General features: G+C 70.7%; 13 protein-coding genes. 10 read left to right on the top strand and 3 right to left on the bottom strand.

What is annotated here, in order from left to right:
• Positions 1-10: 10 nt before the first annotated feature.
• Positions 11-364, bottom strand: coding sequence for a DUF2200 domain-containing protein (locus OG2516_RS13300; RefSeq protein ID WP_007256215.1), 354 nt, complete (start codon positions 362-364; stop codon positions 11-13).
• Between the two features lie 91 nt (positions 365-455).
• Here OG2516_RS13300 and OG2516_RS13295 point away from each other — a divergent pair, with 91 nt between their 5' ends.
• From OG2516_RS13295 to OG2516_RS13275, 5 genes are all read left to right on the top strand, one after another.
• Positions 456-836: an ArsR/SmtB family transcription factor gene (locus OG2516_RS13295; protein WP_007256214.1), complete on the top strand. Its 381-nt coding sequence runs from the start codon at positions 456-458 to the stop codon at positions 834-836.
• A complete protein-coding gene (gene arsC / locus OG2516_RS13290) occupies positions 793-1212 on the top strand; it encodes an arsenate reductase (glutaredoxin) (RefSeq protein ID WP_040615846.1) in 420 nt (139 codons plus the stop codon). Before OG2516_RS13295 ends, arsC begins: the two co-directional genes overlap by 44 nt.
• A gap of 1 nt (position 1213) precedes the next feature.
• Positions 1214-1918: an arsenical resistance protein ArsH gene (gene arsH / locus OG2516_RS13285; RefSeq protein WP_040615845.1), complete on the top strand. Its 705-nt coding sequence runs from the start codon at positions 1214-1216 to the stop codon at positions 1916-1918.
• A 25-nt stretch (positions 1919-1943) separates the two neighbouring features.
• The gene (locus tag OG2516_RS13280) at positions 1944-3146 is read left to right on the top strand and encodes an MFS transporter (RefSeq protein WP_342626097.1); all 1203 of its coding nucleotides are present in this window, start codon (positions 1944-1946) and stop codon (positions 3144-3146) included.
• Between the two features lie 92 nt (positions 3147-3238).
• A complete protein-coding gene (locus OG2516_RS13275) occupies positions 3239-4201 on the top strand; it encodes a nucleoside hydrolase (protein WP_007256210.1) in 963 nt (320 codons plus the stop codon).
• A gap of 3 nt (positions 4202-4204) precedes the next feature.
• Here OG2516_RS13275 and OG2516_RS13270 read toward each other — a convergent pair whose 3' ends face one another.
• Complete coding sequence (locus tag OG2516_RS13270) at positions 4205-5116, bottom strand: NAD-dependent epimerase/dehydratase family protein (protein ID WP_007256209.1); 912 nt, start codon at positions 5114-5116, stop codon at positions 4205-4207.
• Entirely contained in the window at positions 5113-6081 is a 969-nt protein-coding gene (locus tag OG2516_RS13265; protein ID WP_007256208.1) for an acetamidase/formamidase family protein, read from the bottom strand. Before OG2516_RS13265 ends, OG2516_RS13270 begins: the two co-directional genes overlap by 4 nt.
• Positions 6082-6227: 146 nt before the next feature.
• On the opposite strand from OG2516_RS13265, the gene OG2516_RS13260 reads away from it, so the two are divergent.
• From OG2516_RS13260 to OG2516_RS13240, 5 genes are all read left to right on the top strand, one after another.
• Positions 6228-7013 carry a GntR family transcriptional regulator gene (locus OG2516_RS13260; RefSeq protein WP_007256207.1) on the top strand — a complete coding sequence of 262 codons (786 nt, stop codon included), beginning with the start codon at positions 6228-6230 and terminating at the stop codon, positions 7011-7013.
• On the top strand, positions 7010-7921 hold the full coding sequence (locus OG2516_RS13255; protein ID WP_007256206.1) for a carbohydrate kinase family protein: 912 nt from the start codon (positions 7010-7012) through the stop codon (positions 7919-7921). Before OG2516_RS13260 ends, OG2516_RS13255 begins: the two co-directional genes overlap by 4 nt.
• 31 nt (positions 7922-7952) lie before the next feature.
• Positions 7953-9119, top strand: coding sequence for an SIS domain-containing protein (locus OG2516_RS13250; protein WP_007256205.1), 1167 nt, complete (start codon positions 7953-7955; stop codon positions 9117-9119).
• Positions 9116-9928 carry a BtpA/SgcQ family protein gene (locus tag OG2516_RS13245; RefSeq protein ID WP_007256204.1) on the top strand — a complete coding sequence of 271 codons (813 nt, stop codon included), beginning with the start codon at positions 9116-9118 and terminating at the stop codon, positions 9926-9928. The genes OG2516_RS13250 and OG2516_RS13245 overlap by 4 nt, the downstream gene beginning before the upstream one ends.
• Positions 9929-10006: 78 nt before the next feature.
• Positions 10007-11068 (top strand): BMP family lipoprotein, encoded by a 1062-nt coding sequence (locus tag OG2516_RS13240; protein WP_007256203.1) that lies wholly within the window; start codon positions 10007-10009, stop codon positions 11066-11068.
• Positions 11069-11082 lie beyond the last annotated feature (14 nt).

Here is an 11082-nt window from a genome sequence, read left to right as displayed (position 1 = left end):
GGCGGCACGATCAGGCCCGCCGCAGGATCTTCTCCATCGCCTTGCCCTTCGCGAGCTCGTCGATCAGCTTGTCCAGGTAGCGGATCTCCCGCATGGTCGGCTCCTCGATCTCCTCCACGCGCACGCCGCAGATCACCCCCTTGATCGCGCCGCGCGCCGGGTTGAGGGCCGGGGCCTCGGCGAAGAACGTCTCGAAGTCCGTCCCGTCGGCGATCACCGCCTCCAGCCCGGCCTGATCGTGGCCCGTGAGCCAGCGGATGATCTCGTCGACCTCCGCCTGCGTCCGGCCCTTGCGCTCGGCCTTCGCGACGTAGTGCGGATAGACCGAGCCGAAGCTCATCGCGTAGATCTTGTGGCCTGCCATCTTGCGCCTCCCGTTCGGCCCGCAGCGTAGCGCGCCCGCCTCCGCACGTCAGCCTCTTGCGCCAGTTCGACATATCGGGTAATCCAGATTTATGGACAAATTCGCCGCCCTCTCCTCCCTCGCCGCGCTCGCGCAGGACACCCGCCTCGACGTCTTCCGGCTGCTCGTGCAGGCCGGCGGCGCGGGGATGCTCGCGGGCGAGGTGGCCGAGGCGCTCGGCGTCCGGCAGAACACCATGTCGACCAACCTCGCGGTCCTGCTCAACGCGGGGCTGGTGCGCAAGGCGCGCGAGGGGCGGGGGATTCGCTACTTCGCCGACATGGACCGGATGCGCGGACTGCTGTCGTACCTGCTCGAGGATTGCTGCGGCGGCCGGCCCGAAAGCTGCCGGCCTCTCCTCGACTCCCTCGCCACTCCCGGAGATCCCGATGATCGTGATTCACCACAACCCCGCCTGCGGCACCTCCCGTAACGTGCTCGACATCATCCGCCGCTCGGGCACCGAGCCGGTGGTGATCGACTACCTCGCGGAGGGCTGGACCCGGCCGCAGCTTCTGGCGCTGTTCGCCGCGGCCGGCCTGACGCCGCGCGAGGCGCTGCGCACCAGCAAGTCTCCGGCCGAGGAGCTGGGCCTGACCGATCCGGCCGTTTCCGACGAGGCGCTGCTCGACGCGATGCTGGAGCACCCGGTGCTGGTCAACCGGCCCATCGTCTGCTCGCCGAAGGGCGTGCGCCTCTGCCGGCCGTCGGAGCAGGTGCTCGACCTGCTCGAGCAGATGCCGCCGGGGCCGCTCTACAAGGAAGACGGCCAGATGATCCTCGACGAGGGAGGCCGCCGTGTCGGATGAGATGCCCGCGCTCGACGCGCACCACCTGCGCCCGGTCGACCCGGCCGCCCTCGCGCCCGCCACGGCCAACGCCACGCCGCCGCGCATCCTGCTGCTCTACGGCTCGCTGCGCGCCCGCAGCTTCTCGCGCTTCGCCGCCGAGGAGGCCGCGCGCATCCTCGAGCGGCTGGGCGCGGAGACCCGGACCTTCGACCCCACCGGCCTGCCGCTCCCCGACGACGCGCCCGCCGATCACCCCAAGGTCGCCGAGCTGCGCGACCTCGTGAGCTGGTGCGACGGCATGGTCTGGTCGTCCCCCGAGCGCCACGGCGCGATGACCGGGATCATGAAGGCGCAGATCGACTGGATCCCGCTCTCGCTCGGCGCGGTGCGCCCGACGCAGGGCAAGACCCTCGCGGTGATGCAGGTCAGCGGCGGCTCGCAGAGCTTCAACAGCGTCAACCAGATGCGCCTGCTCGGCCGCTGGATGCGCTGCCTGACGATTCCCAACCAGTCGTCGGTCCCCAAGGCCTTCCAGCAGTTCGACGACAACGGCCGGATGAAGCCTTCGCCCTACTACGACCGGATCGTCGACGTGATGGAGGAGCTGGTGAAGTTCACCCTCCTGACCCGCGACATCCGCGACCACCTCGTCGACCGCTACTCCGAGCGCAAGGAGGCGGGCGAGGCGCTGATCGCTCGCGTGCGCGAGACGGCAGGGGCCTAGCGGGCGGGCCCGCCGCCGGCGGGAGCTGCAGGAACAAGGGCTCCCGTGCGGCGTTTGCGGCGCAGGGGAGCGCGCCATCACCTACTTCAAGAGCCTGACCGCCGCCGGCTTCGCGGCTACCGCCATCAGCTACGGACCGGCCCGGATGGGGTTCGGCCTGTTCGTACCCGAGTTCCGCACCGCCTTCGGCATGTCGCCCGCGACCGTCGGGATCGTCTCGAGCCTCGGCTTCGCGGGCTTCTTCCTCGGCCTGCTCGTCGCCCAGTGGCTGCTGAACCGGAAGGGGCCGAAGGTGCCCGTCCTCGCCGGCCTCGCCGCGGCGGCGCTGGGCCTGATGACGGTGACGGCCGCGCCCAACGTCGCGGTGCTGGCGGGCGGCGTCTTCCTCGCCGCCGCGAGCGCGGGCTTCGCCTGGACCCCGTTCAACGACGCGGTGCACCGCAAGATCCGCGACACCGACCGGCCGACGGCGCTGTCGGAGATCAGCACCGGCACCACCGTCGGCGTCGTCGTCGCCGCGTCCATCGCGCTGGCGATGTCGCTCTCGGGCTTCCACTGGCGCATCTGCTGGGCGATCTTCGCCGCCCTCGCGGCCCTGGCGCTCGCGGGCAACTGGGCGGCGCTGCGCCACGTGGAGAAGGCGCCCGACGACGCGCCGCCCGGCGGCTGGCGCGACCTGCTGCGGCGCGAGGCGGTGCCGCTCTTCGCCCTCGCCTTTGTCTTCGGCGTCACCTCGGCGATCTACATCTCCTTCGCCACCGACCGCTACGCCGGGAGCGGCCTGCCCGGCCTGCCGCAGGGCGCGGCGGGTGCGGCGGTGTTCATCTCCTACGGGCTGTTCGGGCTGACCGGGCTCGCGACCGGGCGGGTCGAGGCGCGCCTCGGGCTGCCCTGGCTGGCGCGCGGCGTGATGCTCGCGGGCGCCGCCTCGCTGGCGCTGGCGGGCGCGCTGCCGGGCTGGGTGGGGCTGGTGGCGTCGGCGGGGCTGCAGGGGGTGCACGTGATGGTGACGAGCGCGGTCATCGCGTTCTGGTCCGAGCGCCTGTTCCCCGCGCTGCCGTCGCTGAGCTTCACCGCCGTCCTCCTCGCCACCGCCGCCGGCAGCATCCTCGGCCCCGCCATCGCCGGCCTCGTCAGCGGCAGCCTCGGCCCCGGCCCGATGTTCCTCGGCGCCGCGATCCTGCCGCTGGCGACGGTCCTGGCCGGCCTGAAGCCCGTGGCCTCTTGAAGTATCCGGTATGAAGCTGGCCGGCTGTTGCCGTTGCGCCGAGCGTGCGCTGGTGGTAGTCAGAGGTCAGACATCATCGGAAGGACCGCATCATGCCCCGCAAGCTCATACTCGACGTGGACACGGGGACGGACGACGCGGTGGCGATCATGCTGGCGGCGCTGCATCCCGAGCTGGAGCTGGTCGGCGTCACGACGGTCAACGGCAACGTGCCGGTCGAGCACTGCACCGATAACTCGCTGCGCACGCTCGACCACATCGGGCGCGGCGACATCCCCGTCTACGAGGGGCTGCAGCGGCCGATCGTCCGGCGGGATTTCCCGGTGCCGCGCGCGATCAAGAAGGACGTGAAGGTCCACATGGACGAGCTGCCGATCCCGCCGGCGCGCTCGCGCAAGCAGCGGATGTCGGCGCCGGAATACCTCGTGAGCGCGTTCGCCGAGGCGCGGGGCGAGCTGACGCTGGTCGCGGTCGGGCCGCTGTCCAATCTCGCCGCCGCCATCGCCATCGATCCGAACTTCGTGCGCAACGTGCCGGAACTGGTGATCATGGGCGGCGCCGTGGACAAGTCCAACATCACGCCCGCGGCGGAGTTCAACATCTGGGCCGACCCGGAGGCGGCGCGGGTGGTGATGGAGGCGGGGTTCGAGCGGATCGTGCTCGTGCCGCTCGACGCCACCCACCGCGCGCTCGTCTCGCTGGAACAGACCCGCGCGATGCGCGACCTGGGCACCCCGGCGGGCACCGCCGCCGCGAGCATCATCGACTACCGCATCAACGGCTACCAGACCAACCAGCCCACCGGCATCCCCGAGACCGCGCCGGTGCACGACGCGCTCTGCATCGCCTACCTCGTCCAGCCCGACGTCATCACGACGCGTCACGTCAACTGCGTCATCGAGACGTTGGGCGAGTACACGGTGGGGCGGACGGTGGTGGATCACGAATTCCGCACCAAGCGCGCGCCGAACTGTCATGTCGCGTTCGACGCCGATCGTCAGGCCTTCGTGACGCTGATGACCGAGACCTTCGGGCGGCCGCACACCTCCGCCTGATGCTCAGCCGGCCGCGCCGGGCTCGGCCGCGAGCCGCGCCGCATAGTCGGCGAGGCCCTTGCGGAGCGGCCAGGCGGGGTGCCAGCCGGTGTCGGCAGTGAGGCGGCGGGCGGCGAAGGCCGCCTGGACCTCCGGCGCGTCGTCGCGACCGGGAACGAGGGTGATGCGGGCTCCGGGCAGGGTCGCCCGGAGGATGTCGGCGATCTCGGGCATGAACAGGATCTCGCCGGACGTGACGTCGTAGACCGGATGCGCCAGCTTCGGCGCGGCGAGGGCGGCGGCCACCGCGCCGACGATGTCCTCGACGTAGAGGTAGTGGTAGGGGAAGTCCGGGTCGCACTTGATGACGGTCTCGCGGCCGGCGGCGGCGTCGAGGATGGCCTGCCGCAGGAAGCAATTGGCGCGCCGGTAGGCCCCGTAGACGCGGGTCAGCCGCAGGCTCGCGGCATCGGCGGCGAATTCGTGGCGGAAGGAGGCGACGAGCGCGTCCGCCCCGGCCTTGCTCGCGGCGTAGGTCGTCGTCGGGCGCGGGGGGCGGTCCTCGTCGATGACCGCGTCGCCCGTCTCGCCGTAGACGACGTGGCTCGACAGCAGCAGGAAGCGCGCCTCGCGGCGGCGGGCGATATCGAGAAGGGCGGCGGTGGAAACGGTGTTGGTGGCGACGATGCCGGCGGGATCGTCGCGCATCATCATCGGCCCGGAGACGCCGCCGCCATGGACGATCGCCTCGATCCGGCGGGCGTCGGCGAGCCTGGCGAGGCCCTCAATATCGGAGAGCGGCAGCAACACTAGACCGGGGTCGTCGCGGCCGAAGTCGGTGATGTCGACGGCGACGACCTCGTGGCCGGCTGCCGCCAGCCCGCGCCGCAGGGCCATCCCGATGAGCCCGGCGCCGCCGGTGACGAGCACCCTCATTGCGCCACCCCGTCGAGCGCGCTGCGCGGCAGGACGCCGTGAATGCCCTTTTCGCCGTTAACTGACTGCGTCACGGCGAAGTCGGCGGTGAGAGAGCAGAGTTGGTAGGCTTGGAGGGCGGGCAGGTCCGTCAGGTCGCGGATCATCACGATCATCTCGCGCAGGGCGATTTTCAGCGCGGCGTCGAGGTCGGGACCGAAGCCCATGGAGATCAGGCTGTCGGCGCCGAAGGCCCGTGGCAGGTCGCGCGGCGGCAGGGTTCCGGCGGGGTGAAGCTCGAAGCGAAGCCGGCCCGTCAGGGCTGTCTCCAGCGCGGTGACGCAGACCTCGCCGTCGCCCTGCAGCCCGTGGCCGTCGCCGCAGGTGAACAGCGCACCGTCGGCCCACACCGGGAATTGCACTCGGGTGCCCGCGACGAGCCGACGGTTGTCGAGGTTGCCGCCGTGCTTGCGCGGCTCGCGCGACGAGATCTCCCCGTACTCTGGCGGCGGCGCGACGCCCATGACGCCGAAGAAGGGCCGCAGGGGCAGGGTGCCGCCCCATGGTGGCCGGGCGACGCCGGCGTCGCGGTCGATCGGGAAATGGGTGAGCTCGCGCTCGGGCATCACGAAGTCTTCCGGCAGCGTGCCGTCGAAGGGTTCGACGGCGGTAAAGCCCCAGTCGGCGCCGGGCGCGATCTCCTCGATGGCGACCTCGAGCACATCGCCGGGCCGCGCCCCGTCAATGGCGATGGGGCCTGTCAGCAGGTGGCCCCACCGGAAGGGCAGGCCGGCGTCGTTGATGGCGCGCAGGCTCGGCGAGACGGTCATGCCGGAGCCCTCGGGCGGGAACAGCTCCGCCAGCCCGCTGAGCGTCTCGATCTCGACCGTATCGCCCGGCGCGATCGTCAGGACGGGCGGAATGGCGGCGCCGAATCGGCCCCAGAGGACCGTCTCCGGAGTCGCGTGCAGGATGTGGTGTGCCATCTGTCGGCCCCTCTCGATCAGCCATTCGACTGCCGTCGAGCCTGTGACTTTCCTAGGGTAAAGGCAAGAGGTCAGACTTTTGACCTCTGGCCCCTTGATCGGTAAATGATCCCGTGCAAGCCTGACTGCGAGAGAGAGGACACGACGTGCAATCGACCAAGATCGAGGAACTCAGGGGCCGCATCTGGTCCGGGCGGACCGGGCGGGAGGATCTCGTCCAGCGCGTCGCGAACTCGCTGCGCGACCTGATCCTCAGCGGCCAGCTGCAGCCCGGCAACAAGCTCGCCGGGGAGGCGAAGCTCGCGGCGGAGCTGCAGGTCAGCCGGCCGAGCCTGCGCGAGGCGATCCGCATCCTGGCGCAGGAGGGGTTGCTCGACGTGCGCCACGGCGTCGGCACCTTCGTCATCGCCGGCGGCCGCCGGATGACCGGCTCGCTCGAGCTGATGCGCTCGATGACCGACATGATCCGCGATTCCGGCGGCGAGCCGTCGTGCCGCGACCTGCAGATCACCCGGGAGGTCGCCGACGAGGAGCTGCGGAAGCAACTCGAGCTTCCCGAAGGGGGCGAGGTCGCGCGGATCGAGCGGGTCCGCCTCGTGGACGACCGGCCGTTCGTCTGGGCGAACGAGTATATCGTGCTCGACGAGCGAAAGGTGACGTTCGAGGCGGTCTCGTCCTTCGACGGCCGCTCGCTCTACCGCTTCATGCGCGAAGATCTGGAGATCGTCGTCTCCCACAGCCAGTCGGCGCTCGAGGCGGTGCCGGCGACGGCGATGGTCGCGCAGAGGCTCGACATGCCGCGCCGCGCGCCGCTGCTGCGCATGAGCGAGGTGCATCGCGATGCCGACCACCGGGCCGTTCTGCTTTCGGTGAACTACCACAACAGCGAGGTGATCCGCTTCACCTCGATGCGCTGGGGCATGCCGCTATGAGCCAGGGGTTCGCCACGCTCGGCAACGTGACCATCGACGACCTCGTGTTCGACGACGGCACGACGAAGTGGCGGACCCCGGGCGGCAACGCCATCTACTCGGCCCTCGGCGTCGCGATCTGGGGGCACCTCGTCGAGGTCGTCGCGCCGATCGGCGCGGATTACCCGGTCGAGTTGCTCGACCGGCGGGTGAGCCTGGACCGCTGCACGCCCGTCGCGGAAACCCTGCGCGACTGGGGGCTCTACGAGGCGGACGGCTCGCGCATCTTCGTCTTCCGCCGCCACGTCCGCGACTGGCGCGACTACAGCCCCCGGCTCGAGGACATCCGCGACCTGGCCGCCAGGTGCGCCCACCTCGCGCCGCTGCCGTGGGACCTCCAGCTCGACCTGGCGCTGGGGCTCAGGGAGCGCGGCACGCGGGTCATCGCGGTCGATCCCGACGATCGCAAGCTCGCGGAGGTGCCGCCGGCCCAGATCGCCCGGCTGCTGCGGGCGGTCGACCTGTTCCTGCCGAGCCTCCAGGACGCGGCGGCGATGCTCCCCGAGGGGCCGCCGGCCGACATGCTGCGCCGGCTGCGGGAGCGTGCGCCCGAGACGCCGGTCGTCGCGATCAAGCTCGGCGCGGAGGGTGTGATCCTGCACGAGCGCGACGCGCCCGACTACGTCCGCATTCCCAGCTGCGCCGGGCGCGTGGTGGATGCGACGGGGGCGGGCGACGCCTTCTCGGGCGGTGCCCTCGTCGGCTTCGCCACCCGGGGCACGGCGCTGGCCGCCGGGCTGCACGGCTCGGTCGCGGCCTCCTTCGCCGTCGCGGCGCATGGCCCCGACGCGCTCGTCGCCGCGACCGACGAGGACGTCGCCGAACGCCTGAACATCCTGCGGGAGCGCGTCGAGACGCACCCGCTCTGAAACCGAACACGAGACGCCAAGGAGCTGCCAAGTGGAAAACGAAAAGACCGTCATGCTGCGCGAGATCGCGATGCAGCCCGACTTCGTGGTCGAGAGCGTCCGGCCGATGCTGGACGCCATGCGCAAGTCGCTGGAGGACCGCGAGCCGGGCCACCTCGTGCACGGCTACATGATCGGCTGCGGCGACAGCTACTGTGCCGCCATCGCCGCGCGCCAGTACATGATGAAGGTGACCGGCCTCACCGTGGAGCCGGTCGAGGCGCTGGAATTCTCGCACTACCTGGTCGAGGACCTGCCGGCGAACTCCTTCGTTTTCGGGATCTCCAACTCCGGCACCGTGTCGCGCACCATCGAGGGCGTGCGCCGGGCCCGCGAGCGGGGCGCCTGGACCTTCGGGGTGACGGTGAGCGAAGACAACAAGCTCGCCAAGGCGGCCGAGACGCTGATCAAGGTCAACGCCACCCCCAACATCAAGGAACTTGGCGACGGCACCCGTGTCGTCACGCCCGGCAGCATCACCTACACGGCGTCCATGCTCGGCCTCTACACCGCGGCTATCGCCATCGGCGAGCGGCTGGGCAATCTCGATGCCGACGCCGTCGAGGCGCTGGTGACGGAGCTCGAGGCGGTGGGCGAGTCGATGCGGCAGGCCGAGGCGCCGACGCGCGACCTCGCCCGCGAGATCGCCCCGAGCTTCACCCGCGACCGCCACACGGTCATCGTCGGCGGCGGGCCGAACTACGCCACCGCCTACTTCGCGATGGCGAAATGGTTCGAGAGCCTGACCCGGCCGGCGCACCTCTCCCAGCTCGAGGAGTGGGCGCACGAGCACTACTTCATGACCAACGAGACGGTCGACACGTTCATCATCCTGCCGCCCGGGCGCGGTCGGCGGCGCGGCCTCGAACAGGCCCGCGCGGCGCGCGAGATGGGCGGGCGCGTCATCATGATCGCCGCGGCGAGCGACGAGGAAGCGGCGGCGGCGGCCGACGTGCACTTCCAGATGCCCGACGGGGTGCCCGAGGCGCTGACGCCGTTCGTCTACAAGCTGCCGTTCGAGCACCTGGGCTGCGAGATCTCGCGGGTCCAGGAGATCCCGTTCCTCGGCTTCCACGAGCCCAAGCGCCAGCAGGTGAACTTCCGCCAGATCTTCGAATCCGCCGACTTCGACGCGGACGACATGGTGGCGGCCAAGTGAGCCGCCTGCTGGACATGCTCGCCCGCGGCGGCAGGCCGGTGATCGGCATGGTCCAGCTGCCGCCGCTCGCGGGCGGCGCCAACTACGGCGGCGCGCCCGTGGGCGAGGTGCTCGAGGCGGCGCTCGAGGAGGCCCGGGTGCTCGCCGACAACGGCATCGACGGGCTGATGGTGCAGAACCTCGGCGACATCCCCGTCGCCCACGCGGCCACCGCGGCGCAAGTCGCCTGGATGACCCGCGCGACCGTCGAGATCGGGCGCATCGCGGCGTGCCCGGTGGGGCTGAACATGCTCGAGAACGACGTCGACGCGATGTTCGCCGTCGCCTCGGCGGCGGGAGCGGACTTCGTGCGGATCAAGGTGTTCGTCGGCGCGATGGTGACGCCGTTCGGCCTCGAGCAGGGTCGCGCCCACGCCGCGGCGCGCGCGCGCCGCGGCTGCGGTGGCGGCGACATCGCAATCCTCGCCGACGTCCACGACCGCACCGGCACGCCGCTCGCCACCTCCGGTTTCGAGGAAGACCTTGATTTCGCGCTGCGCCTCGGCGGGGCCGACGCGGTGGTGGTGACCGGCAAGAGCCACGCCGCGACGCTCGACATGGCAGCGCGCGCCCGGGCGGCTCATCCCGCCGCGCACGTGCTCCTAGGGGGCGGCGTCACGGCGGAAAATTTCGAAGAGACGATGGAGAATGCCAGCGGAGCGATTGTGTCGAGTTCGATGAAGGATAGCGGAAGTGCCGTTGGACGGTTCGTGCCCGAGCGGGTGGAGGCCTTCATGGCCGCCGCGCGCGCGGCCCGGGCCGCCGCATGAGGCCGTCGGAAGACGAGCGAAACAGCGCCCTCGAGAAGCGCGAACCCTAAGCAACAAGCAACATGGAGATGTGAAGACATGCTGAACTCTTTCAAGTCTTGGATCGCGGGGGCGCTCTTCGTCGCCAGCGCCGCGATCGCGCCCTCGGCCCAGGCCGAGATCAAGGTCGCGATGGTGACGTCGGAATCCGGTCTCGGCGACAGGTCCTTCAACGACATGATGCTCGCCGGGATGGAGCGGGCCGAAGAGGAACTCGGGGCCGAGTTCGTGGTCATCCAGCCGCGGGCCGTCTCGGAATTCCAGTCGACCCTGGCCCGGGCCGCGGGGCAGGACTTCGACATCATCATCGGCTCGTCCTTCGACATGATCGAACCGATGCGGGCCGTGGCCGAGGCGTTTCCCGACCAGGCATTCGGGCTCGTGGACGTCGGCCCCGAGCCGATCGCCGACAACGTCGTCTCGACGGTCACGAAGGACTGGGAGGGCTCGTTCCTCGTCGGCTGGATCGCCGCGAAGGAAACCGAGACCGGCACCATCGGCTTCGTCGGCGGCGCCGACATCCCGATCATCCACCGCTTCTTCATCGGCTACTACTACGGCGCCAAGATGGCCAACCCCGACGTCGAGGTGATCGAGACCTATACCGGCTCCTTCACCGACCCGGCGGGCGGCAAGGAATACACCCTCGCCAACGTCGCCGAGGGCGCCGACATCAACTTCGCCGTCGCCGGCGCCACCAGCGCGGGGGTAATCGACGGGGCGGTCGAGTCCGGGACCTTCGCGATCGGCGTCGACAGCAACCAGAACTACATGGCGCCCGGCTCGGTGCTCACGTCGATGGTCAAGCGCGTCGACACCCAGGCCTACGACATGATCGCCTCGGTCGCCGACGACAGCTTCCAGGGCGGCAGCGTACTCTATTACGGCCTCGCCGAGGACGGCGTCGCCGCGGCGATGGACGAGCACAACGAGGGGCTGATCGCCGACGAGGTCCTCGCCGAGGTGGAGGAGCTGCGCCAGAAGCTGCTCGACGGCGAGATCGTGGTGCCCAACTACTTCGACCTCGAGGCCGGGCAGGAGATGATGGGCGAGCCGCCGATGGCGACGCCGCCGTCCGTGCGCAACGCCTCCGAGCTCTGAGCGCCCGCAGGAGA

The organism is Oceanicola granulosus HTCC2516 (assembly GCF_000153305.1).
In the GTDB taxonomy this organism is placed as follows: domain Bacteria; phylum Pseudomonadota; class Alphaproteobacteria; order Rhodobacterales; family Rhodobacteraceae; genus Oceanicola; species Oceanicola granulosus.
Note: the sequence above shows the minus strand (reverse complement) of the source record. Positions and strands in the feature narration are given on the sequence as shown.